This window comes from Kocuria sp. SL71 (genome assembly GCF_026672465.1).
Taxonomy (GTDB): domain Bacteria; phylum Actinomycetota; class Actinomycetes; order Actinomycetales; family Micrococcaceae; genus Kocuria; species Kocuria palustris.
Genome location: NZ_JAPPRE010000001.1, coordinates 2,131,008 through 2,153,338, shown reverse-complemented (window position 1 = coordinate 2,153,338; position 22,331 = coordinate 2,131,008). Strand labels below are relative to the sequence as shown.

Genomic DNA, 22,331 nt, shown 5'->3' with positions numbered 1-22,331 from the left:
GCTCGGGGCTCAGCCCCGGCGCGTTCATGATAGGCAGGAGCGGCGGCGGCGCGTCGAGAGCGCGGCGCATGAACTGCTGCGCGACGTCAGATGTGGGGACAACCTGACGCCCCTTGTCAGAGGAGCTTCCGAACGTGCGAGCATGGGCCCGGAGACCGCGCGCCGCCCGTCGGATGCGCGCGGGCGGACGACGCTCGGGGGAGCGTCGCAGGGGGAGGGGAGAGGTGACGGGTCCTGCCGAGGCGCTGGTGCTCGCGGCGGTCTGCGCCCTCGGTGGCGCTGCCGTGCTGTGGCTGCTGCGCGCGGCCTTCCGCGCGCCCAAGGCGTTCGCCGGCGTCGTCGCCGTGTCGACCGTGATCTCCCAGACGGCGCAGACGGTCACCGGCAGCAGCGCTGTGGGGTACATGGACGAGCTGTGCGTGCTGCTGGCCGTCGTGCTGTTCACCCTGCGCAGGCTGCGCGATCACGGATCGGTCCGCTGCTTCGCCGCGCTGTGGTTCTTCCTGGCCTTCGGCCTGCTCGGGGTCCTGAGCGGTCTCGTGCACTCGGTGCCGCTGGGCATCACCGTCACCGGAGCCTTCCTGTTCCTCAAGGGCCCCATGCTCGCCTTCGCCCTGGCGCAGCTGGACTGGCGCCGCGAGGAGATCCCCGGGCTGATCCGCGGCGGCGCCGTCGCCGTCGTCGTGATCCTGCTGTTCACCGCGGCCAACGCGGCCGCACCCGCGGCGTGGAACGACTTCATCAGCGCGGGCACGGTCGAGCTCAGCGAGCGCGCCGGGATCGCCAGCCTCTCCGGGCCGTTCAACCACCCGGTGGGACTGGGGACCACGATGTCCCTGGCGTTCATCGCGATCCTGGCCTACCGCTCCACGATCCGCCGCTCCCGGATCAGCCTGGCGCTGCTCATCGGCTCCGGGCTCGCCTGCCTGCTGGCCTTCCGCCGCAAGTCGATCGCCTCGGCCCTCGTGGTCTCCCTGGGGATCCGAGCGTCGCTGCCGGGCAAGAAGGCCATGTACCTCACGATCCTGGCGATCCTCACGCCGGTGGCGCTGATCCTGGGCTGGGACACGCTCACGCGCGTCGTGGATGCCACGCTGACCGAGTACCTCTCCGACGTCAGCCAGACCGCTCGCATCCGCCTGACCCTGGACAGCGTCCCGCTGGCGCTGGGGGCCTTCCCGCTCGGCGTGGGCTTCGGGCGGTTCGCCTCGTTCACGGCCGCGGAGAACTACAGCCCCTACTACCAGGAGCTCGGCTACACGCGCATCTGGGGGATGACGGGCCACGACGAGGTCGACTTCCTCTCGGACACCTTCTGGCCCGCGCCCCTGGCGGAGACCGGCGTCCTGGGCCTGCTGTGCTACATCGGCGGTCTGGTCATGCTCGGGCTGCCCGCCTGGCGGATGATGCGCCGCAGCCAGGATCCGCACCTGCGCTGGATCGGCTCCGTGGGCGTCGGGTGGCTCGCGGCCATGGCCATCGAATCGGTCGCAGCACCGGTGTTCGTGGCCCCGCCGATGTACGGGCTGCCCTTCCTGCTCTCCGGCGTGGTGCTCGCCCTGACCGCGGAGCCGACGACCGCCGCGGCATCCGTCGGTGCGCCCGAGCCTGTGACCGCGACCGGCCCCGCATCCGCGTCCGGACCCGGTTCCGCCTGCGAGCCCGTCTCCGCGTCGGGAGCGGCCATCGCTCCTGGGCGAGCGCCGCAGTGACGGTCCCCTGGGCACAGGGCGGGCCCGAGCCCGTCGGCCCGCAGTCGGGGCGGCCGGACGGCTCGGACCCGCCCGAGAGCGACCCGGGTCGACGTGCCTGAGCCGCACAAGTGGGGGTGCCCGACCCGGGTGCTGCGCCGGAGGCGGGACGTAGACTGTGGCGCCGCAAGACAGGCCCGCCGGCAGGCGCCTGCGCGCCGCGGGGGCGGTGCGGGGACCGGGAGGTCCGACGCCGCGGTACGGGGATCGCACGGCATGAGCGGAGGACGGGTGGGACATGGCTGCTGAGAGACAGCGCGCTGCCGCCCTGCAGTCCGCACTGGTCATGTCCATCCGCATCGGCGGAGCCGCCCTGCAGATGCTGCTGGTGGCCGTCGTGGCCCTGCGCTTCCCCGTCGAGATGGTGGGGCTCAACGGCGTCATGTGGGCCGTGGCCCTGGTGGCGCGCGCCGCCGGCACCTTCGGGCTCGACACCTCCGGCATGCGCTCGCAGTCGCCGCTGTGGGCCGAGGGCAGGCACGACGAGGCCCGCGCCATCGCCCGCCGCGACGCCCGGGCCCTGCTGCGCATCTGGGCGGTGCTCACCGTCCTCGCCCTGGCGGCGTCCCTGATCGTCCAGCTCACCGCGGGGACCGGCGGGCTCGTGCTCGTCCTCTACGGCGTAGCCGTCTCCTCGGCCCTGGGGCGCCTGTTCATGGTCCAGCGGGTGGCGCGGCAGGCGCCGCTGGCGGGGCAGTTCCTGGAGTCCGTGGCCCTGCCGGGGCTCGCGCTGCTGATCGCGATCGCCTCCGCGCTGCTCGCCCCGCAGCTGCTGATCCCGGGACAGGTGGCCGCCTTCGTGATTATCAGCATCGCGTTCTGGCGGCTGTCGCCCTCGGCAGGGCCGCCGCCGCCGAGCGTGACGGTCCCGCCGGTGCCGTGGGGTCAGTCGCTGATCCTGGCGGCGGGGTCCGCGCTGACCGCGCTGAGCGTGCGCGGGCTGATGTTCCTGCTGGGCGCGCGCTCCCTGGCGGCCACCGGCACCTACGAGGTGGCCCAGCGCATCCAGTCCGCAGGGGCCATGGGCACCACCGCCGTGGCCACCGTCTTCATGCCGCGGATCGCGATGTCCGTGACCCGGCGCGGCAGACTGGTCGCCCTCGTGCTGGAGGCGGCCGCGGTCTCGGCAGTGCTTCCCACGCTGCTGCTCGGCTTCCTGCTGGTGCTGGGCGAGCAGCGGATCGTCGATCTGCTCGGCCCGGAGTACCAGGGCACGTGGGGCGCTTCCGTCATCCTGGTGGTGGCCACGCTGATCAACGCCCTGACCTCGGCCACGAGCAACGTGCTCATGTTCGGCGGGCGCGAGCGGCTCTTCATGGTCATCAGCGGGGCTCAGCTGGTCCTGGTGGTGGGCGGGGCCTGGTTGCTGGGGACCGACACTGCGGTGGGCATGGCCTGGTGGATGCTGATCGGCGAGCTGCTGCGCTCGAGCGCCATGGTCACCGGGTTCCTGGTGCATCTGCGGGGACTCCGACCCAGGCATCGAGCCGACTGACCCTCGCATCTACGTGATGTATCAACTATGATTCGGGGTCGACCCGCGATCAGAGGATATGCCATGCATCTCGGACTCAACACCTTCGGCGACGTCCACCCCGGCCCGGACGGTCAGCCCCTCTCGGATGCCCAGGTCATCCGCGACGTCCTGGCCGAGGGCATCCAGGCCGACCGTGTGGGCCTGGACTTCTTCGGGGTCGGCGAGCATCACCGCAGCGATTTCGCGATCTCGGCGCCGGATACGGTCCTGGCGGGACTGGCCACCGCCACCGAGACCATCCGTCTGGGCACCGCCGTCTCCGTGCTCTCCTCGGACGACCCGGTGCGCCTGTACCAGCGCTTCGCGACCGTCGACGCCCTGTCCTCCGGCCGGGCCGAGGTCGTGCTGGGCCGCGGCTCCTTCACGGAGTCCTTCCCCCTGTTCGGCTTCGACCTGCAGGACTACGAGCGGCTGTTCGAGGAGAAGCTCGAGCTGTTCTCCCGTCTGCAGTCGGAGGGGCCCATCACCTGGGAGGGAGGTCTGCGCCCGGCGATCGACGGACTCGAGGTGCATCCCAAGACGGAGTCCGGGCGCCTGCCGGCCTGGATCGCGGTGGGCGGCTCCCCGCAGTCGGTCGTGCGTGCCGCGCACTACGAGATGCCCGTGATCTTCGCGATCATCGGCGGCAGCCCCACCGCCTTCGCGGCCTTCGCGCAGCACTATCGCCGGGCTCTGGAGCACTTCGGCAAGCCGGAGCTGCCCATCGCCTGGCACTCGCCGGGCCACGTGGCCGAGACGGACGAGCAGGCGCGCGAGGAGTTCTTCCCCGCCCAGGCCCACAATCACGCGGTGATCGGGCGCGAGCGCGGCTGGCCGCCGCTGTCCCGCGAGGCGTTCGAGCAGATGGCCGGGCCCGACGGCGCCTATTACGTCGGCTCCCCGGAGACCGTGGCGCGCAAGATCGTGCGCCATCAGAAGGCTCTCGGCGCTGCCCGCTTCGACCTCAAGTACGCGGTCGGAACCCTGTCGCACAGCGCCATGATGCGCTCGATCGAGCTCTACGGCACCGAGGTCCGCCTCTTGGTCCAGGACATGCTCGCCGACTGATCCTGCGCGGTCGTCGTCCTCGTCCCTGCCCTCGCGCGCGGGCGGGGACTAGGGTGTGTGCATGGCTTATCACGCAGACGCGGCAGACGTTGACGGCAAGGAGATCCTCACGTGGGAGGGCTTCGGCGCCGCCACCCGGGAGCTCGCGCAGGAGATCGCTGACAGCGGCTTCGTACCGGACATCATCATCGGCGTGGCCCGCGGCGGGCTGGTCCCGGCAGGCGCGCTGTCCTACGCGCTGGGCGTCAAGCTGCTGGACGCGGTGAACGTCGAGTTCTACACCGACGTCCACGAGACCCTGCCGGACCCCGTTCTGCTGGCCCCCATGCTCGATGTCGAGTCGATCAGCTCCAAGAAGGTCCTGGTCGTCGACGACGTCGCCGACTCCGGGCGCACCCTGGCCCTGGTCCTGGAGTTGCTCAAGGGCTACCAGTCGGACACCCGCTCGGCCGTCATCTACTCCAAGCCGCGCTCGCTGGTGGACCCGGACTTCGTGTGGAAGGCGACCGACGAGTGGATCGTCTTCCCCTGGTCCGACGAGCCCCCGGTCACCCCGGCCGGCTGAGGCTCACAGACTCCCGCCCCAACCGGGAGGCAACCCCAGCGCGTCATCAGTGGTCAAGGGGTTGGGCAAGAACTCGTCGTTGACCAGGGACGCCGTCTTGTTCGGCCAGGTAGTTCCCGGTGACGTGACGCGCAGAATATGGGACATGACGATGAGGGATCCGAAGACCCGCTCGCTTTCACCGTGCGGCAGCTGTTTCAGACTCTCCTGAGCGCGCATGGCAGTCGTCGACGCTGGCACGAAGGACGTGTTCCACAGCCGCCCGTGATGAGCACAGGTGTTACGCACCACCGTTAGCTGCTCGAGCCAGCGCGCGAGCGGTGACACGGCCTTGGCCTTGCCTTGCTGGTTCTTGGATAGCTCGGAAAGGTCCAGGACGATCTGGAGTCCCTCGGCGATAGTGCGCTGATCGCGGACCGGGAGCCCGTCGCAGAGTCTCGAAATGTCAGCGAAGTCGAGCACCTCTGCCAGCACCCAGAAGGGGTAGTTCGCGTCGTAATTGTCCCGATAGTGCTGGATCGCCGCATCGCGCCGCTGGGCTCGTTTTATGCGACTCTGAGCTGTAGCGACCCACCTTGAATGATCGAATCCAGGGCGAAACCTGCTGGGATCCCTGTACAGGAGGGGATCGCTTTGGCAGAGGAGCTCACCGATGCGTGTCCGCATGGTGATCTCGACGCGTTCCATGCCGTCCAGAACCAGGCTGCGTAGTTTTCGGTCGGCCTCATAGAGGGCAGCGACATCGGCAAACGACGTTCCGTCGACGAACGAATCTTCTCGACGCCCATCAGCGGTCAGCCGTCTGGCGGGGTACCAGTAGGCAGCCAGTCGGTGGTAGCTCACGTTGGACAGCCATTGAGTCGCCTGTGCCTCGTCGACTTCCATGCCGCGTTGACGGAGAAGAGCGATGTGGTCCCGGGTCGACATCGGCGGTTTGAGCGGTCTGGACATCTCGAGGCTCCCCTTTGCCCCAGAAAGAGATCCAGCCCGCTCCCGACCGAGGTCGGGGCGGGCTGAACGATTGCATCAAGCATACCACTCGATGGCGGGGCGGCTCAGCTCGCCCGACGGCTCACCAGCGCAGCGGTGGCCTCGGCGATCGCGCGCTCCTCGTCGGTGGGGACCACCAGGATCTCCAGGCGCGACTCCGGCGTGGAGATGCGGCGGACCTCGTCGCCGCGCACGGCATTGGCCTCGGGGTCGAGCTCTGCGCCCAGCGCCCCGAGCTTGTCGACCACGCGCTGGCGGAAGCCCGCGGAGTTCTCCCCGATCCCCGCGGTGAAGATCAGGGCCTGAGCCCCTCCGACGGCCACGTGGTAGCCGCCGATGTACTTGGCCAGGCGGTAGGCGGTCATCTCCAGGGCGAGCTCGGCGCGCTGGTCACCGGCCTGTGCGCGCTCGTCGACCGTGCGCATGTCCGAGTGGCCGGCCAGGGCCTTGAGCCCGGACTCCTTGTTCATGATCTGGTCCAGGCGCTGAGCATCGAGATCCGGGTAGCGCTCGAGCAGGGCCGTGACGATCGACGGGTCCAGATCGCCGGTGCGGGTGCCCATGATCAGCCCGGCCAGCGGCGTGTAGCCCATGGACGTGTCGTAGGACGCTCCGTCCCTGATCGCGGTGGCCGAGGCCCCGTTGCCGAGGTGGGCGACGACCGCGTCGAAGCTGTCGCGCTCCACACCCAGGAAGCGTGCGGCCTCGCCGGTGACGTAGTCGTGCGAGGTGCCGTGGAATCCGTAGCGGCGCACGCCGTACTCGGAGTACATCTCCTCGGGCAGCGCGTAGCGCCACACGTGCTCCGGCATGGAGCGGTGGAACGCCGTGTCGAACACGCAGACCTGGGGCATGTGCGGCCACTTCTTCTGGATGGCTCGCAGGCCCAGGGCGCTGGCCGGGTTGTGCAGCGGGGCCAGCGGGGCCAGGCGCTCGATCGCGCGGATGATCTCGTTGCTGACCAGCACCGGGGCGGAGAAACGCTCGCCGCCGTGGACCACGCGGTGCCCGGCGGCGTCGATCGTGCGGTCGCCGAGCTCTTCCTCGAGGCGCTGGGCCAGCAGCTCCAGGGCCTGCGTGTGATCCTCGATCTCCGAGGTGCCGATGTTCTGGATCAGGCCCTCGGTGATGACCTCGCCGCCCTCGGCCCCCTGGGTGGCCTCGTCCATGTTCACGAGCTCGTCCACGCGCGGCATGGAGGAGGTGTAGGCGGAGGGCTCCCCGCCCTCCTGGGTGGTGACCTCCCGGACCTGGTACTTCAGCGACGACGAGCCGGAGTTGACGACGAGGACGAGCATGGCGCTCCTTCGGATGGTGGGATTCGGTGTGCTGAGGTGCCGCTGCGGCGGACGCTCAGCCGTTCTGGGCCTGGATCGCGGTGATCGCCACGGTGTTGACGATGTCCTCGACCGTGGTGCCGCGGGAGAGGTCGTTGACCGGCTTGCGCAGGCCCTGCAGGACCGGGCCCACGGCGACGGCACCGGCGGACTGCTGGACGGCCTTGTACGTGTTGTTGCCGGTGTTCAGGTCCGGGAACACGAACACGGTCGCGTGCCCGGCCACCTCGGAGCCGGGCAGCTTCTTCTGGGCGATCGAGGCGTCCACGGCGGCGTCGTACTGGATGGGGCCCTCGACGGGGAAGCCCGGCTCCTCGGCCTGGACCAGTCGGGTGGCCTCGGTGACCCGCTCGACGTCCTCGCCGGAGCCGGAGGAGCCGGTCGAGTAGGACAGCATGGCCACGCGCGGGTCCACGCCGAAGGCCCGGGCGGTCTGGGCGGAGGCCTTGGCGATGTCCGCGAGCTGCTCGGCGTTCGGGTTGGGGTTCACGGCGCAGTCGCCGTAGACCAGCACGCGGTCCTCCAGGAGCATGAAGAACACCGAGGAGACGACGCCGACGCCCTCCTTGGTCTTCACGAACTCGAGCGCGGGGCGGATCGTGTTGGCGGTGGTGTGGGCCGCGCCCGAGACCATGCCGTCCACATCGCCGAGCTGGACCATCATGGTGCCGAAGTACGAGCCGTCGAGCATGCGCTCCAGGGCGGTGTCCTTGTCCACGCCCTTGTGCTTGCGGTACTCCACGTAGGCCTCGGCGTAGCGCTCGCGGCGCTCGGCGTCGTGGCGGAAGTCGATCCGCTCGAGCCCGTCGGCCTCGAAGTCCAGGTCGATGCCCTCGGCATCGCACAGGCGGGCCACCTCGTCCGGCTCGCCCAGGATGACCAGGTCGCAGAAGCCGCGGCGATGGATCATCTCGGCGGCGCGCAGGATGCGGGCGTCGTCGCCCTCGGGCAGCACGACGGTCTTGCGGTCTCGTCGGGCCTGCTCCACGAGCTCGTGCAGGAAGCGCAGGGGAGTGCGCCGCTCGGGGCGCTCCAGGCGCAGGCGGGAGGCCAGCTCCTCGCCGTCGACCTGATTCGCCCAGGCACCCAGCGCGGCCGCCGCCTTGCGGGCCCCGCCCTTGACGATCCGTCCCCGGGTGGAGCCGACCCTCCTCGCTGCCGTGTAGGTGTCCTCCTCGGTGCTCAGCACGGGGAACGGAGCCCCTGCCACGAACGAGCGCACCAGGCCCTCGGGCACGAAGCCGCCCGTGAGCAGCACACCTGCGGGGGTGGCCTGATCGGGGGTGAGCGCTGCGGCCAGGGTGGCCATGAGCACGTCCGAGCGGTCCCCGGGGGTGATCACCAGATCGCCGTCGACGAGCAGCTCCAGGAAGTGCTCGACGTTCATGGCCGCGATCTTCACGCCCTTGATGTCGCGGTCCAGGGTGACGTCGGTGAGATCCGAGCGCAGGCCCGCCGACTCCACGAGCTCCTCCACGGTGGGGCTGATGACCTCGGGGACCTCGGGCAGGACGTACACAGGGAGGTTGTGCAGCCCGCGCTTGGCCTTCTGGGCGACCTCCTGGACCCACTCGGCGGGGCAGCGGTTGACCATGATCGCGAAGATGTCGCACTTGGAGTCGCGAAGCTCCGTGCGGGTGACCTCCACGGCGTTGAGCAGGTCCTCCGGGTGCTCCGCCTGCTGACCGCCGATGACGGCCAGCACCGAGCAGCCCATGTTGTTGGCCAGGCGCGCGTTGAGGTCGAACTCCGCGGTGGCGGCGTTGTGCGCCAGCAGGTCGGTGCCGTCGACCACGATGACGTCGCAGTGCTCGGCCATCTGCGCGTAGACGTCCACGGCCGCCGAGTCCAGGGCGTCGTGATCGCCCGAGGCCAGGAGCTCCCGGCACCGGTCCAGGGTGACAGCGCCGCGGCAGCGCTCCGGCGGCAGCTCGAAGGTCTGGGCCATGAGCGCGAGCATGGGGTCCTGCTCCGGGGTCTCGCCCAGGTGCACCGGACGGAGGAAGCCCACACGGTCGGAGTTCTTGAACAGGGTGTCCGTCAGCCCCAGCGCGATCAGGGACTTGCCGGCGGCCGGCGTCATGGCGCTGAGGTAGATGCCTTGGGTCATGGGGATGCTCCTCGTCGAGGTCGTCTCCGTGCCCCGCCCCTGCGTGGTCCCCGGGGCTTCCCCGAGCACGCCGACGGGCACAGACCAGTCTGCTGTCCAGCCTAGGCGGTGGGCCTGCCGCCGGACCCGGGGTTGCCCGGGCTTCCCCGGGGTTTCACATGGCGGTCGTCGACGGGGGCCCTGTCCGAGTGCCGGTGAGCAGGCTTACGCTGGGGGCATGATCGTCGCATTCTCCGTATCGCCCATGGGCGGGGACAACCCCGCCGGCTCCGTCCACGACGCCGTGGCAGCCGCTGTCCAGGTCGTCCGCGACTCCGGGCTTCCGTACCGCACCGACTCGATGTTCACGAGCATCGAGGGGGAGTGGGACGAGGTGATGGCCGTCGTGAAGGAGGCCACCGAGGCCGTCGGGCGCTATGGCCCGCGCGTCTCGCTCGTGCTCAAGGCGGACATCCGCCCCGGCCACTCCGGAGAGCTCGACGGCAAGGTCGAGCGTCTCGAGGCCGCGATCCAGCGCCAGCAGCTCGAGAGCGGGCACGCAGCCCAGGGCGAGTCCTGAGCTCCGTCGCCTGGTCCACGCGCGTCGCCGGTCCCGACGACGCCGACGTCCTGACCCGGCTGCACGTCGCCTGCCTGCGCGAGACCTACCAGCCGCTGTACGGCCAGGACTTCGCCGAGGCCCTGCTCTCGGAGGAGTCGGTGGCGGCCATCGCCGCCGAGGACCGCGAGTTCCTCTCCGATCCCGCCGGCCGCGTGGTGCTGGGGCTCGACGGCACGGGCGAGCCTGCGGGATTCGCCACGGTGTGCGACGGCCCCCAGCGCTGGGAGCTGCAGTTCGAGCCCGGCCTGCAGCCCGAGCGCGAGCTCGTGAAGCTCTACGTCCTGGAGCGCCTGCACGGCTCCGGACTGGGTAGGCAGCTGCTGGACGAGGCCGTCGACGGGCACGATCCGGTCTACCTCTGGATCATGGCGGGCAATGCGCGGGCGGAGGCCTTCTACGCCAAGAACGGGTTCGAGCGCATCGGCCCGTCCTATCAGGCCGACGGCCCCTGGTCCGGGCAGGAGACCTTCCGGATGCGCCGGGTCCAGGGGCTCGCCGACTGATCCGGCAGCGCGGCCGCTGCTGGACGCCGCGCTCCTAGACTGGCGCGCATGGGCCGACAGCGCAGGAACCGCAGGGACGATGCACAGGCCTCCGAGGATCCGGATGCGCTGCAGCCCGGGACGTGGCCGATCTCCACGGGAGAGGTCGAGCTGCGTCCGGATGACCTGAGCCCCGGCGCCTGGACGGTGCTCGTCAACGGCGTCCCGTCCTCGCACGTGGACCCTTCCCGGCCCGAGCTGCTCGACTTCGAGTACATGCGCTGGATGGCCGCGCTCCTGCGCACGCACGTGGCCGCGCACCTGGACCCGACGAGCCTGCGCGTGCTTCATCTGGGCGGCGGCGCCTGCTCCATGGCCCGCTGGGTCCACTGGCAGTGGCCGCAGGCCCGGCAGGTGGTCGTGGAGCTGGACGCGCGGCTCGTCGAGCTCGTGCGCGGCTGGTTCGACCTGCCGCGGGCCCCGTTGCTGCGCGTGCGCGCCGGGGAGGCTCGGGAGGTCACCGAGTCGCTGACCGAGTCCACGCGCGAGGTCGTGATCCGCGACGTCTTCGCCGGCTCTGTGACGCCCGAGCCGCTGACCACCGTGGAGTTCGCCCGTCAGGTCGATCGTGTGCTGGCCCCGGGCGGGCTGTACCTGCTCAACGTCGGCGACACCCGCGATCTGCAGGGAGCCCGCGCGGAGGCGGCGGCGCTGCGGGAGGTGTTCGAGCACGTGGCCGCCGTCGCCGATCCTGCGATGCTCAAGGGGCGCCGCTACGGCAACGTCGTGCTGGCCGCCTCCCATGCGCCCCTGCCCGCAGCCGCCTCGCCGGAGGCCGCGGCCATGGAGCGCGACCTGCTGATCGACCCGGTGCCCGCTCAGCACAAGGACGCGAGCTGGGTGCGCGCATTCGTCGGCACCGTGCAGCCCCGCCGCGACCCCACCCCCTGAAACGCCGAGTGGATCCCCAGTTGCGCTGAAAGGCGGAATAGCGCAACTGAGGATCCACTCGGCGGGGTGGGGATCAGACGGTCAGAGGATCCAGCCCTCGATCACCCCGATGCCGAAGTACGCCACGAAGGCCGCGGCCACGACCCACATCAGCGGGTGGATCTCGCGGATCCGGCCCTGCACCACGCGGATGAACACGTAGGAGATGAAGCCGGCGCCGATGCCGTCGGCGATCGAGTACGTGAACGGCATCAGCACGAACGTCAGGAACGACGGCACCGCGATGCCCCAGTCGTCCCAGTCGATGCGCACGACGTTCTTGGCCATCAGGAAGCCCACGACCACCATGGCCGGGGCCACGGCCTCGAACGGCACGACCTCGACCAGCGGGGTGATGAACATGGCGGCCAGGAACAGCAGGCCCGTGACCACGTTGGCCAGGCCGGTGCGCGCGCCCTCGGCGATGCCGGTCGAGGACTCCACGAAGATCTGGTTCGAGGACACCGAGCCCGCGCCGCCGGCCACCGCGCCCGCGGCGTCGATGAGCAGGATGCGGTCGACGTTGTCGATCTTCCCGTCCTTGACCAGACCGGCCTGCTCGGAGAGCCCGACCATGGTGCCCATGGCGTCGAAGAAGATGGACAGCAGGATCGTGAAGATCAGCAGCAGCACGGTCGTGACGCCCAGCTGGGTCCACAGCCCGACCGGGTCGGCCTCGCCCACCAGGGACAGATCGGGCAGCGAGAACAGGCCCGTGGGGGTCGACGGCACCACGAGCGACCAGCCGGCCGGATTCTCGCCGGAGGAGCCGGACGGCGCGACGGCCTCCAGGACGTGCGCCAGGACAGTGCCGCTGAGCACCGCGATCAGGATGGCCCCGCGGATGTTGCGGACCATGAGGGTGATCGTCAGCAGCAGCGTGATCACGAAGGTCAGCAGCGGCCAGCCGATGAGCTCGCCGCCCACGCCCAGGTCCACGGGCACGGTGGTCCCGGCGGCATCCGGCATGCGGCGCACGAAGCCCGCGTTGACGAGGCCGACCAGCGCGATGAACAGGCCGATGCCCACGACGATCGCCGACTTCAGCGAGGCCGGCACGGCGTTGAACACCGCGGTGCGGAAGCCGGTGAGCACGAGCACGAACATGATCACGCCGGCCCAGATGATCAGCCCCATGGCCTGCGCCCAGGTCAGCCCGGGCGTGGTGGCGATCGTGACGGCCAGGAACGCGTTGACTCCCAGGCCGGTGGCCACGGCGAACGGGGTCTTGGCCACGACGCCCATGAGGATCGTCATGACGCCGCCGATCAGGGCGGTCATGGCGGCCACGCGGTCCACGCCCAGCGTGGCGCCGGTCGAGTCCGCGCCCAGCCCCAGGATCAGGGGGTTGAGCACCACGATGTAGCTCATGGCGATGAACGTGGCGACGCCGCCGCGGACCTCGCGGCCCATGGTGGAGCCGCGCTCGGTCACCTTGAACCAGCGGTCGAGGCCGCCCTTGGGCGCCGACGGGGGTGCGGCGACGTCGGTGCCGGTGGCGGTCGCTTGCTCCGCGGAGGCGGGCGCGGTGTGCTCGGACGGGGCGTCGGAGGCCTGCCAGGGTGGCTGCGACGAGTCGCGCGAGAAGGGTGAGGACATGGTGCGGCTCTCTCGAGAAGGGCGCCGTCGGTCATGCGGCACGCCGACGGATCAGCCGATTCTACGGCGGGTCGCCGGGCCCGCCGCGGCCGATATGGGCCGGCGGGGTGTGGAGCCGGCCACACCTCCGCATCGCCGGCTCCTCCGTCAGGCGGAGTGGACGGCGCCGTCGAGGTAGAGCCACTGCCCGTCCACGCGGCGGAAGCGGGAGTTCTCGTGCTGGCTGCCGCGCGGGGCGTCGGTCCCGGGCATGGGCCGGTAGTGGGCGGTGAAGTCGACCGTGCCCCACTCCTCGAACGGGCCGCCGCCGGTGGTGGCGTGGATGTCGAGGCGGTACCAGCGCAGGTCCGGGTCCAGCTCGAGGGTCTCGGGCCGGGTGTCGGGGTGCCAGGTGCGCAGCAGGTGCTGCTCGTCGCCCACCGCGAAGGCGCTGAAGCGCGAGCGCATGAGGGCTTCTGCCGTGGGTGCGGGCCTGCCCTGGTGCAGCGGCAGGCAGCAGCCGCCGTAGACGTCGCCGGAGCCGCAGGGGCAGCGCGACTGCGGGTCGAGGGCGGCCGGGGTGGTGTCAGCGGGGAGCGTCATGGATCCGTTCGGGACGAGGGAGGGCCGGTCTGCGGTGCGATGCGGCCTCCCGGGCAGGGGAGGAGCGCACGGGCGGCCCGTGGGTCGGGACACTATGGCACGGGCCTGCCTCTGTCACCCTCATCCCGGGATCGCGCGACTACGATCGTCGGCAGGACGCTCACGACGAGGAGAGGGCCCGCATGCGCATTCCGCGGACGATGGCGATGGTCCTGGCCGGGGGAAAGGGCTCCCGGCTGGAGGCCCTGACGGAGCACAGGGTCAAGCCCGCGCTGCCGGTGGCCGGGACCTACCGGCTGATCGACATCTCGATGTCGAACCTGATGCACTCGCACCTGTCGGACGTGTGGGTGATCGAGCAGTACTTGCCGCACACCCTGAATCGGCACCTGAGCAACGGGCGGCCCTGGGACTTCGACCGCACGCACGGCGGTCTGCATGTGCTGCCTCCGTTCCAGGGGGCCGAGGGCGAGGGCTTCCCTCAGGGCAACTCGGACTCGCTGCTGCGGCAGAAGCAGACCATCCGGGAGTTCGACCCGGACCTGGTGCTCGTGCTCTCGGCAGATCACCTCTACACGCTGAACTTCCTGGACGTGATCGACACCCACCAGCGCCAGCGCGCCGACCTGACCCTGGTCACCACCCGAGTGGACGAGGATCCCTCCCGCTACTCCGTGGTGAGCACCGACGGACAGGGGCGCGTGAGGCAGTTCGCGTACAAGCCCGAGGACCCCCAGGGGCAGATCGTGGCCGCGGAGATGTTCCTCTTCGACGGGCCCCAGCTGATCGAGGCGCTCGAGGACCTTCAGGAGGCCGAGGGCGGGCTGGAGGACTACGGCCACGACCTCATCCCGTGGTTCGTGCAGCGCCGCAGGGTCGTGGAGCACCGGATGGACGGGTACTGGATGGATCTGGGCACCCTGCAGTCCTACTGGACGGCGCAGCTGCAGATCCTCGACGGCGACGGCGCCGTGCTGGATGACCCTCAGTGGCCCATCGTCTCCGGGCAGCCGCAGCTGCTCCCGGCCCGCATCGCGGCCTCGGCGGAGGTCTCGGAGTCCCTGATCTCGGCGGGATCCCGGATCCGGGGCACGGTCGAGCACTCGGTGCTCAGTCCGGGGGTCGTGGTCGAGGAGGGCGCGGTCGTGCGCCACAGCGTGCTGCTCGACGGCGTGCGCGTGGGCGCGGGGGTGCAGCTCGAGAACGTGATCGTCGATGCCGGGGCCGAGATCGCCGGTGGCTCCAAGCGGGGCACGGCCGAGGCCGTCACGCTGATCGGGGCCGACGGCCGCGTGGCCGTGACCGAGCGCTTCGACCGCTCGGCGACGCTGCCCTCAGGCTTCTGACCCGCTGAACGGGCTCGGTGCCGGGTGCGCCGTCGGGAGCTCCCGCGCGGCGCCATCCGGGTCCGTCGGCCACCACCAGACCGCGCTGCTCGAAGGCTCGGAACCAGCCCTCCATGGGCCACCAGCCCCAGCGCCGGGCGAAGACCTCCGCGTTGCGCAGGATGTCGTCCAGGTGCTCGACCGGCGGCGAGGACACCGGGTGCCACTGGTGATACGCGTCGGCACCGCCCACCCACTGCAGCGCGACGCCGTGGGCGGACAGGTTCATGGCGAAGTCCGTGTCCTCGCCGCCGTAGCCGGTGAACTCCTCGCAGAAGCCGCCGAAGCGCTCGCGCAGTCCCCGCCACGTCCCGGCGCTGAGCGCGAAGCTCAGGGACCAGAACAGGACGTGCTCCCCGGGGCGAGCGCAGCGGGCCTGTCCGCGCGGGAGATCGGGGCGAGCGGGATGGGGGCTGCGCAGCGAGCTCAGCAGGTCGAGGTCGTAGGGGCGGTCCTGCGCGCGCAGGTAGGTCACGGGTCCGCACAGCACCCCGGGGCGCACGGCAGCTGCAGCGGTGTAGGCCGCGCCGAGATCGGGACCGGGCAGGCAGTCGGCGTCGAGGAAGATGATCACGTCCGCACCGGCGTCGCAGGCGGTGTCGCCAGCGGCGTTGCGCGCGGCCGCCAGGTTCACGGGCCCGGGCCCGGTGCGATCCAGCCGACGGGTCCCGGGGGCCTCGAAGGGCTCGGGGCCGATCTGCACCGTGTGGTGGACGGCCGCGGGCAGCCAGCGCCGCACGGCCTCGAGCTGGCGCAGGACGTGGTCCCGCCGCCCGATCGAGCACACCGTCACGACGTGCACGGAAGGCGCCGCCGGCGCGCTCATGACCCGCCCCGCCCGTGTCCAGCCGCCCCGAGGACGGTCTCGGCGGCGCGGCTGGCGGCGCCGTCGACCTGCCATGCCCGGCGCCGGTCCTGCGGGGGCCCCAGCAGCAGCGCGCGGTCGATGAGCTGCGGCCACTCGCCCGCCGCCGGCAGACCGGGTGCCTCGGGCACCACGGCCAGGCCGGCGTCGGCCAGGATGCGCGCGGTGGTCTCCTGCTCGGCGAAGGGGCGCTGCTGGGCCAGCACGATCATCGGGGCCCCGGCGGCGGCTGCATCGGCCACGGAGTTCTGCCCCGCCGCCGTGATCACGACCCCCGCCTCGGAGAGGACCTCGAACGGGTCCTCGACCCACTCGTCGAGCCCGAGCAGCCGGCAGCGCCCGCCCAGGTGAGCGGAGGCGATCCGCGCGACCTCGTGCCAGTAGGCAGGCGAGCCGTCCTGGCCGCCGCGGCCCAGCAGGATCGCCGCATCGCGACCGCGCACCGCGGACAGGGCGCGGCCCTCGAAGCGGCTGATCCCGCCCACCCGATGCACCCGCTCGGCTGACGGCGCCAGGTGAGCCGGCAGCGCAACCCAGTCAGGCCACGCCGCCACGATCCGATCGGCCAGCCGGAAGGAGAGCTCGTGCGGGGCGTCGTCGCGGATGCCCGGCAGGGCCTGGACGGTCGTGGGCACCCCGAGCAGGCGCACCAGCGCCGTCACCTCGACGGAGAGGTCCACGTGGACGACCGAGGGACGGTGATCGCGCACCCACGCGGCGATCATCGCCATGCGCTCGGTGTATCCGTCGTGGCCCTGCGGCGCCCAGTGCAGCGCCCCGTGGGCGGTGACGCCGCGCTCGTCGGCGGGGGCGTCCATCGGCAGGACCACGTCGGCCTCGGGGTGGGAGGAGAGGATCACCGCCTCCTCGTGCGGGGCCAGGGCGCGGGCGAGCGCGCGGCAGCGGGTGAGATGCCCGGCCCCCTGATGATGGGCGTACAGGCCGATCACGACGCGATCACCTCCTCGAACAAGGACAGGTACCGATCGATCATCACCTTCAGGTCGAAGCGCTCGACCGCGATGGCCCGGGCCTCGGCGCGCGGCTGGTGCAGGGCTGCGCGGGCCGCGCGCACGAGGTCGTCGACGTCGTCGGGCCGGGCCAGGTGCTCGGGCACGGTGCGCAGGATCTCGGGGATGCCCCCGCGGCTGAACGCGGCCACGGGAGTGCCGCAGGACAGCGCCTCGATCAGCACGAGCCCGAACGGCTCATCCCACTGCGGCGTGGCCAGGGCCAGCGAGGCCCGCCCGACCTCGTCCATGATCTGCTCCGGAGCCATGGCCCCGAGCCAGCGCACCTGATCCCCCAAGTGTGCAGCGATCCGCTGGGAGAAGTAGGTCGGATCCGCGCAGCGCCCGATCAGGGTCAGCGGCATCCCGAGCCGGCGGCAGGCCTCGATGGCAAGGTGGGGGGCCTTCTCCCGGGTCAGGCGCCCGAACCAGACCGCCCCTCCGCCGCCGGGGCCCGGGCGCCACTGGTCCGTCTGCACGCCGTTGTGGATCACCTCCGCGGCGCGCGGCAGCGACCACTGGCGGGCCGTGAACCGGCTGACCGCGCAGAACCTCTCGGAGGCGCCCGCAACCCGACCGAGCACGCCCTGCATGTCGTCCTGGGGCGGGGTGTGCAGGGTCGTGACCATCGGCGGGCGACGGGCGGGGCCCAGCTCCAGGATGGAGGGGTGCACGCTGTTGTTGTGCACCAGGTCGTAGTCGGAGCGCTCCAGATGCCGGCAGACGCGGGCGAAGGCGGCGGTCTCGGACTCCCGGGCACCGGGCGGATAGCGGTCGTCGCGGGCGCCGTGCTCGTGCCCGCTCCAGTCGACGCCGGGGAACTCCAGATCGCGGCGATGCCCCTGGGAGCCTGCGGCTGCGAACAGGTCGACGTCGAGCCCGCGACAGCGCAGCCCCTCGACCATGCGCTGGACGAAGACCTCGAGCCCTCCGCCGAAGGGTGGGGCGATCGGCATGCGCGACGGGCCGATCACGGCGATCTTCATGATCCTGCCTCGGCAAGCAGCTCGCGGTGCCGCAGCGCGATGCGCTCGGCCTGGGCGGCGCGGTCGCCGGCCCATGGCAGGGGTGCGACACCCAGAGCCTGTGCGGCCGCACGGGCGGCATCGCGGCCGTCGCCCGTGCGGCAGGAGAGCACCGCGCCCGGCTGGTCGGCCTGATCCGCGAAGTGCCCGCAGTCCGGGGCCACGACCACGACGCCCAGGTCCCGGCACATCTCCAGCCACCCGGAGTGGGTCCCGCGAAGGTAGGGGAGGACGACGACGGCGCACTCGGCCACCTGCGTGAACAGGCGCTCGTCGTCCATCCGCCGATGCACCACGAGCTCCAGGCCCTGGATGCCGCTCAGGCCGCGGCCGAGCTCGGTGTCGGCCGCGCGCTCGTCCAGGAAGACGGTGAGCCGGGCGCCGACCTCTCGGAGCCCCTCGGCCAGATCCCGGTGCCAGGACAGCTCCCGCACGGTGCTGGCCCGCAGGTCCTTGAGGAACACGGCGACCCCGAGCGAGGGCCCGCCGCGCTCGCGGACCTGCTCCTGCAGTCGTCGCGCTCGCTGCGGCGCGACGACGCAGGGGTGGGCGATGACCTCCGCCCGGCGGCCGAATCGCCGGCGGATCTCCTCGGCCGCTGAGCCGGTGAGGGTGATGACGGTCTCGGCTGCCTCGATCAGCACGGCCAGGCGCTCGAGGTGCTCCCGCTGCTCCTGAGCGGTGCGCAGATGCGGATGGGACAGATCGTGCACGGTGAGCACCAGACGGATCCCGGAGGCGCGGCACTGCTCGACGAGCTCGCGCATCTGCTGCGGGGTGCGGTGCTCGAAGCCGAAGTGCACGTGCAGGACATCCACGCGATCGGCGTCCTCGGCCAGGCGCTGCGCCTCGAGCAGCGGGTGCGGGATCCAGGTCCCCGGTCCTGCTGCGTCGAGCTCGGGGGGTGCGACGAGCTCGAATCCGTCCCAGCCGGCCAGCGGCTCCACGGCGTCCACATAGGGGTGATGGGCGGGGATCGGCGCTGCTCGCAGCCTCTGACTCCCCTGCACAGCACGATGCACCGCTGTCAGCCCTCCACCGCCTTCCGCGCAGAAGGGACCCCACGGGGCCCCTTGTCATAAGTATCGTTATCATCATACGGTGAGCAACCCCGGGCGCGCGAAGCACTATGCGGACTTCTACGGACAGGCCTCGGAGCGCGCCGGACAGGACGACGCCGCCCCGGGTGATCTGCCCCTCGTGGTCGTGATCGGCAACTGCCAGGCGGAGTCTCTGCGCGTGCTGCTGGATGCCGATCCCGGCCTGCGCTCCGTGCGCGTCCCGCCGGTCTTCGAGTGGGGCACCCGCGATGCCGAGGCGGCCGCCCGGCTCCTGGCCCGGACCGACGCGCTCGTGATGCAGCCGGTGCGCGACGACTACCGCGGCCTGCCCTCCGGCACGCGCCAGCTCGAGGCGCTGCTGCCGTCGTCGTCCCTCCGGCTGCGCATCCCGGTGCTGCGCTATGCCGGGCTCCACCCGTTCCAGGTCATCGTCCGGGACCCGGAGGACAGCTCGCTGGATCCGCCCGGGGTGCCGTACTCGGATCTGCGCACGCTCGCGCAAGCCTCGCGGGCGGGCGCGGGCCTCAGGCCCGACGCCCTGCCGCCGAACGCCCCGCAGCTGGAGGCCGAGGCGCTGGAGGCCCTGCATGCCGAATCCGTGGGGCAGCTGCGAGCACGCGAGCAGGCCCATGGCACGGTCGTCATGTCGGATGCGCTCGAGGCCCGTCCGCACTGGCACACCATCAACCACCCCGACAACGCGACGCTGCGCATCCTGGCCCAGCGGGTGCTGGAGGAGCTGGGCCGGGGGCTGGGCTTCGCCCCGGACCCGGATGGCGTCGCCGATCCCGGGCGCGAGCTGCTGCGCTCGGTGGAGGCCCCCGTGGATCCGACGCACGCGAGGGCGCTCGGGGCTGCCCTGCGGCCCGACGCGCGCACGAGCGGATGGCGGCTGGGCACAAGCCGGGACGCCCGGGAGCTCGATGAGGCCGGGATCGCCCGGGAGCAGCTCGCCTTCTGCCGGGCCAGGCCGCGGCTGATCGAGCGCGCCCTGGCCCGACACGGGCAGCGCATGACCATGCTGGGGCTGCTGCCGTGAGCCGCCGGGCATCGGTGATCAGCCATCTGGTCGTGGGCCCCGAGAGCCACGGGGTGGTCCGGCACGGGCTGGGCCTGTTCCACGCCGCGCGGGAGGCCGGGGTCGGCGGGTTCGACCACCGTCTCGTGCGACGGACCGTCGAGCTGCCCGTCGCGGAGCCGTCCGCTCAGGCGCTGCTGCACGTCAGCTTCACCGACGCCCTGTTCGGCGCCGATGCGGACGGCGCGGTCGAGGCCGTGCTGCGGCTGCGCGGCCGCGGCCTGCTGAGCGTGGGTCCCCACGACGTGCCGCAGCCGGAGGAGGGGGCGCAGAGGTTCGCTCGCCGCCGCAAGGCCTTCGCCCGCCTGGTGCGCGGCGCCGATCTGGAGATCGCCCACTCCGAGCACGAGGCTGCGGCCCTGCGCGCGCTGGCCGGCGAGGGGCCCGACGGCGGGGCGAGCACCGTCGTGCGCGCAGTGCCGCTGCCCCTCGAGGAGGCTCTGCCCGTCGGGCGCCCCGCGGCCGCCGGCGATGGCGCGGTCGTGGGGGTTCTGGGCTTCGTGCATCCCGGCAAGGGCATCGAGGATGTGATCGACTCCGTGCCGCGGGGGACCCTGGTGCGCGCGATCGGGGCGAGTGCGGCGGGCCACGACGCCGACGTCCAGGTGCTGCGGGAGCGCGCCGCGGCGCGCGGGGTGCGCTTCGAGCTCACGGGCTACGTCCCCGAGCCCGAGCTGGCGGGGCAGCTGGAGGCGGTCGACGTCCCCGTGTGCCCGCACCTGCACGTCTCCGCCTCGGGCTCGCTCAACACGTGGATCGCCCACGGGCGCCGGCCGCTCGTAGTGGACGGCCCGTACATGCGCGAGATCGACGAGCGCTGGCCCGGCGCCGTGCTGCGTCGTCGTCGCGAGGAGCTGGGGACGGCGGTGGGCGAGCTGCTGGCCGAGCCGCGGCGGACCCGGGCCGATCGCCCGCTGCCGCGGTGGGGCTGGGCGCAGGTCGCCGAGGCCTATGCGGATGCGTGGAAGGAGCTGCTGCGATGACGCTCGCGTCCGCTGGGGCCGACAGCGGCGGGATCTCCGTGGTGATCCCGTACTTCGAGGACCAGGAGGGCCTGGACGCTGTGCTCGCGGGGCTGCGCGCGCAGGAGCCGGTGCAGGCGCTGGAGATCGTCGTGGCCGATGACGGTTCCGCGCGCCCGCCCCGGGTCCCCGCCGGGGTGCGCGTGGTGCGCCAGGATGACCGCGGGTTTCGAGCGGCGGCGGCGCGGAACCTGGGGGCCGGGCACTGCCGCGGCGGGATCCTGGTCTTCCTCGATGGCGACACCGTGCCCGAGCCGGGCTACCTCGCCGCCGTCGAGGAGGCCCTGCGCGAGCATCCCCACGCCCTCGTCGTGGGGACCAGGGTCCATGTGGACGACACCGCGCAGCCGCCGCGTGATCTGGGCGAGCCGCAGTGGCTGGCCCGGGCGTGGGCGCAGACCGATCATCTGCGCCGCCACGACGACTCCCACTTCCGGTACGTGATCTCCGCGGTGCTCTCCTGCCGCCGCTCGACCTTCGAGCGCCTCGGCGGGTTCGACGCCGCGATGGTCGGCTACGGCGGGGAGGACTGGGAGCTGGGCTGGCAGGCCGTGCTGGGCGGCTGCGAGCTGCTGCATGCTCCGGCGGCGCGCGCGGTGCACCGCGGGGCCGACTGGGGCGGGCGCTCGGAAGCCGATCCGTCGGCGGCCGTGCTGCAGAAGAACCGCGAGAGCCTGCGCCTGGCCTCGCGGATCACCCACCCGATCGCCCGGCCCTCGGGGATGGTGCATGCCGTGGCGGACATCGTGGTCACCTGGGGCGATGCCGCGCAGAGGGAGGAGCACCTGCGCACGGGCACGGCCGCACTCGCGGTGCGGGATCTGCTGGGATCCGGCGATGTCCACGTGCGGCTCCCGGGCGGGTCCGGGGACATGGCAGAGGAGCTGGAGGAGATGCTGGCGGCCGATCCGCGGGTGCAGCTGGGGAGACCCGCTCCCTCCGTCGGCGGGCCGGGGGGCGCCGCCCGTGTCCGTCCGCGCTTCGAGGTCGAGCTGGTGCGCGCCTGCCGCATCCCGCCGGGCGGTCTGCAGGAGGCCTGCGAGCAGGCGGCGGCCCACGATGCGCCCGCGCTGGTGGTCACGGGCGGCGGCCAGGTGCTCGCGCGTATCCACCCCGTCCGGGTCGCGGCTCGCACCGCCCTCGGGCTGCGCGGCCGGGATCCCGGGGAGGCCGTCGGCGCGGAGGAGCAGATGCTGCGCCTGATCCGCTGCTGGCCGCTGCTCCAGGCGGGCACGCGGCTCGAGGACGTCTTCCGGGATGACGCATGAGCCGGGCCGTTAACTTAGTCAAGCCT

The 22,331-nt window shown here is 72.0% G+C and carries 20 protein-coding genes; 11 read left to right on the top strand and 9 right to left on the bottom strand.

The genetic code is table 11. The annotated features are described in order from the left end of the window. The first annotated feature begins 224 nt into the window (after window positions 1-224). The 4 genes from OVA15_RS09715 to OVA15_RS09700 all read left to right on the top strand — a co-directional run bounded on the left by OVA15_RS09715 (window position 225) and on the right by OVA15_RS09700 (window position 4,900). Window positions 225-1,712 carry a hypothetical protein gene (locus OVA15_RS09715; protein ID WP_268144623.1) on the top strand — a complete coding sequence of 496 codons (1,488 nt, stop codon included), beginning with the start codon at window positions 225-227 and terminating at the stop codon, window positions 1,710-1,712. Between the two features lie 277 nt (window positions 1,713-1,989). Beyond that, window positions 1,990-3,246 carry a lipopolysaccharide biosynthesis protein gene (locus tag OVA15_RS09710; RefSeq protein ID WP_268144622.1) on the top strand — a complete coding sequence of 419 codons (1,257 nt, stop codon included), beginning with the start codon at window positions 1,990-1,992 and terminating at the stop codon, window positions 3,244-3,246. A 63-nt stretch (window positions 3,247-3,309) separates the two neighbouring features. Next, window positions 3,310-4,335, top strand: a complete 1,026-nt coding sequence (locus OVA15_RS09705) for an LLM class flavin-dependent oxidoreductase (protein ID WP_268144620.1) — start codon at window positions 3,310-3,312, stop codon at window positions 4,333-4,335. 61 nt (window positions 4,336-4,396) lie between these two features. Next, a complete protein-coding gene (locus tag OVA15_RS09700; RefSeq protein ID WP_259894196.1) occupies window positions 4,397-4,900 on the top strand; it encodes a phosphoribosyltransferase in 504 nt (167 codons plus the stop codon). Window positions 4,901-4,903: 3 nt separating this feature from the next. Here the strand turns inward: OVA15_RS09700 and OVA15_RS09695 are convergent, their stop codons facing one another. The 3 genes from OVA15_RS09695 to pta all read right to left on the bottom strand — a co-directional run bounded on the left by OVA15_RS09695 (window position 4,904) and on the right by pta (window position 9,337). Beyond that, on the bottom strand, window positions 4,904-5,851 hold the full coding sequence (locus OVA15_RS09695; protein ID WP_268144617.1) for an Abi family protein: 948 nt from the start codon (window positions 5,849-5,851) through the stop codon (window positions 4,904-4,906). A 104-nt stretch (window positions 5,852-5,955) separates the two neighbouring features. After that, window positions 5,956-7,188 carry an acetate/propionate family kinase gene (locus OVA15_RS09690; RefSeq protein WP_061711010.1) on the bottom strand — a complete coding sequence of 411 codons (1,233 nt, stop codon included), beginning with the start codon at window positions 7,186-7,188 and terminating at the stop codon, window positions 5,956-5,958. 55 nt (window positions 7,189-7,243) lie between these two features. Next, window positions 7,244-9,337 (bottom strand): phosphate acetyltransferase, encoded by a 2,094-nt coding sequence (gene pta, locus OVA15_RS09685; RefSeq protein WP_268144613.1) that lies wholly within the window; start codon window positions 9,335-9,337, stop codon window positions 7,244-7,246. Between the two features lie 217 nt (window positions 9,338-9,554). Between pta and OVA15_RS09680 the strand changes: the two genes are divergently transcribed. The 3 genes from OVA15_RS09680 (at window position 9,555) to OVA15_RS09670 (ending at window position 11,371) form a co-directional block, all read left to right on the top strand. Next, window positions 9,555-9,896: a thiamine-binding protein gene (locus OVA15_RS09680; RefSeq protein ID WP_268144611.1), complete on the top strand. Its 342-nt coding sequence runs from the start codon at window positions 9,555-9,557 to the stop codon at window positions 9,894-9,896. 140 nt (window positions 9,897-10,036) lie between these two features. Next, window positions 10,037-10,441 carry a GNAT family N-acetyltransferase gene (locus OVA15_RS09675; RefSeq protein ID WP_268144609.1) on the top strand — a complete coding sequence of 135 codons (405 nt, stop codon included), beginning with the start codon at window positions 10,037-10,039 and terminating at the stop codon, window positions 10,439-10,441. A gap of 48 nt (window positions 10,442-10,489) precedes the next feature. Beyond that, window positions 10,490-11,371 (top strand): spermidine synthase, encoded by an 882-nt coding sequence (locus OVA15_RS09670; protein WP_268144607.1) that lies wholly within the window; start codon window positions 10,490-10,492, stop codon window positions 11,369-11,371. Between the two features lie 81 nt (window positions 11,372-11,452). On the opposite strand, the gene OVA15_RS09665 is transcribed toward OVA15_RS09670, so the two are convergent. After that, window positions 11,453-13,009: an NCS2 family permease gene (locus OVA15_RS09665; RefSeq protein ID WP_442786734.1), complete on the bottom strand. Its 1,557-nt coding sequence runs from the start codon at window positions 13,007-13,009 to the stop codon at window positions 11,453-11,455. Between the two features lie 147 nt (window positions 13,010-13,156). Continuing rightward, window positions 13,157-13,591 carry a YchJ family protein gene (locus OVA15_RS09660; protein ID WP_006214107.1) on the bottom strand — a complete coding sequence of 145 codons (435 nt, stop codon included), beginning with the start codon at window positions 13,589-13,591 and terminating at the stop codon, window positions 13,157-13,159. 182 nt (window positions 13,592-13,773) lie between these two features. On the opposite strand from OVA15_RS09660, the gene OVA15_RS09655 reads away from it, so the two are divergent. Beyond that, the gene (locus OVA15_RS09655) at window positions 13,774-14,937 is read left to right on the top strand and encodes a glucose-1-phosphate adenylyltransferase family protein (RefSeq protein WP_006214108.1); all 1,164 of its coding nucleotides are present in this window, start codon (window positions 13,774-13,776) and stop codon (window positions 14,935-14,937) included. Here OVA15_RS09655 and OVA15_RS09650 read toward each other — a convergent pair. The 4 genes from OVA15_RS09650 to OVA15_RS09635 are packed head-to-tail and all read right to left on the bottom strand — an operon-like array spanning window position 14,858 to window position 18,832. Beyond that, window positions 14,858-15,802, bottom strand: a complete 945-nt coding sequence (locus OVA15_RS09650) for a glycosyltransferase family 2 protein (RefSeq protein ID WP_197017338.1) — start codon at window positions 15,800-15,802, stop codon at window positions 14,858-14,860. The two genes, OVA15_RS09655 and OVA15_RS09650, sit on opposite strands and share 80 nt — an antisense overlap. Beyond that, window positions 15,799-16,791: a glycosyltransferase gene (locus OVA15_RS09645; RefSeq protein ID WP_024289646.1), complete on the bottom strand. Its 993-nt coding sequence runs from the start codon at window positions 16,789-16,791 to the stop codon at window positions 15,799-15,801. The genes OVA15_RS09650 and OVA15_RS09645 overlap by 4 nt, the downstream gene beginning before the upstream one ends. Continuing rightward, window positions 16,788-17,837 carry a glycosyltransferase gene (locus OVA15_RS09640; RefSeq protein ID WP_268144602.1) on the bottom strand — a complete coding sequence of 350 codons (1,050 nt, stop codon included), beginning with the start codon at window positions 17,835-17,837 and terminating at the stop codon, window positions 16,788-16,790. Before OVA15_RS09640 ends, OVA15_RS09645 begins: the two co-directional genes overlap by 4 nt. Continuing rightward, entirely contained in the window at window positions 17,834-18,832 is a 999-nt protein-coding gene (locus OVA15_RS09635; protein WP_268144601.1) for a glycosyltransferase, read from the bottom strand. The genes OVA15_RS09640 and OVA15_RS09635 overlap by 4 nt, the downstream gene beginning before the upstream one ends. A gap of 145 nt (window positions 18,833-18,977) precedes the next feature. On the opposite strand from OVA15_RS09635, the gene OVA15_RS09630 reads away from it, so the two are divergent. The 3 genes from OVA15_RS09630 to OVA15_RS09620 are packed head-to-tail and all read left to right on the top strand — an operon-like array spanning window position 18,978 to window position 22,305. Beyond that, the gene (locus OVA15_RS09630; protein WP_268144599.1) at window positions 18,978-19,976 is read left to right on the top strand and encodes a WcbI family polysaccharide biosynthesis putative acetyltransferase; all 999 of its coding nucleotides are present in this window, start codon (window positions 18,978-18,980) and stop codon (window positions 19,974-19,976) included. After that, window positions 19,973-20,998: a hypothetical protein gene (locus OVA15_RS09625; RefSeq protein WP_268144597.1), complete on the top strand. Its 1,026-nt coding sequence runs from the start codon at window positions 19,973-19,975 to the stop codon at window positions 20,996-20,998. The genes OVA15_RS09630 and OVA15_RS09625 overlap by 4 nt, the downstream gene beginning before the upstream one ends. After that, window positions 20,995-22,305: a glycosyltransferase family 2 protein gene (locus OVA15_RS09620; protein ID WP_058871980.1), complete on the top strand. Its 1,311-nt coding sequence runs from the start codon at window positions 20,995-20,997 to the stop codon at window positions 22,303-22,305. Before OVA15_RS09625 ends, OVA15_RS09620 begins: the two co-directional genes overlap by 4 nt. The last annotated feature ends 26 nt before the right edge of the window (window positions 22,306-22,331 follow it).

Bases quoted from the DNA above. Each gene is read 5' to 3' on its own strand.
- OVA15_RS09710 (WP_268144622.1), top strand. From the start codon at position 1,990: ATGGCTGCTGAGAGACAGCGCGCTGCCGCCCTGCAGTCCGCACTGGTC.
- OVA15_RS09705 (WP_268144620.1), top strand. From the start codon at position 3,310: ATGCATCTCGGACTCAACACCTTCGGCGACGTCCACCCCGGCCCGGAC.
- OVA15_RS09700 (WP_259894196.1), top strand. From the start codon at position 4,397: ATGGCTTATCACGCAGACGCGGCAGACGTTGACGGCAAGGAGATCCTC.
- OVA15_RS09695 (WP_268144617.1), bottom strand. From the start codon at position 5,851: ATGTCCAGACCGCTCAAACCGCCGATGTCGACCCGGGACCACATCGCT.
- OVA15_RS09690 (WP_061711010.1), bottom strand. From the start codon at position 7,188: ATGCTCGTCCTCGTCGTCAACTCCGGCTCGTCGTCGCTGAAGTACCAG.
- pta (WP_268144613.1), bottom strand. From the start codon at position 9,337: ATGACCCAAGGCATCTACCTCAGCGCCATGACGCCGGCCGCCGGCAAG.
- OVA15_RS09680 (WP_268144611.1), top strand. From the start codon at position 9,555: ATGATCGTCGCATTCTCCGTATCGCCCATGGGCGGGGACAACCCCGCC.
- OVA15_RS09670 (WP_268144607.1), top strand. From the start codon at position 10,490: ATGGGCCGACAGCGCAGGAACCGCAGGGACGATGCACAGGCCTCCGAG.
- OVA15_RS09665 (WP_442786734.1), bottom strand. From the start codon at position 13,009: ATGTCCTCACCCTTCTCGCGCGACTCGTCGCAGCCACCCTGGCAGGCC.
- OVA15_RS09660 (WP_006214107.1), bottom strand. From the start codon at position 13,591: ATGACGCTCCCCGCTGACACCACCCCGGCCGCCCTCGACCCGCAGTCG.
- OVA15_RS09655 (WP_006214108.1), top strand. From the start codon at position 13,774: ATGCGCATTCCGCGGACGATGGCGATGGTCCTGGCCGGGGGAAAGGGC.
- OVA15_RS09650 (WP_197017338.1), bottom strand. From the start codon at position 15,802: ATGAGCGCGCCGGCGGCGCCTTCCGTGCACGTCGTGACGGTGTGCTCG.
- OVA15_RS09640 (WP_268144602.1), bottom strand. From the start codon at position 17,837: ATGAAGATCGCCGTGATCGGCCCGTCGCGCATGCCGATCGCCCCACCC.
- OVA15_RS09620 (WP_058871980.1), top strand. From the start codon at position 20,995: ATGACGCTCGCGTCCGCTGGGGCCGACAGCGGCGGGATCTCCGTGGTG.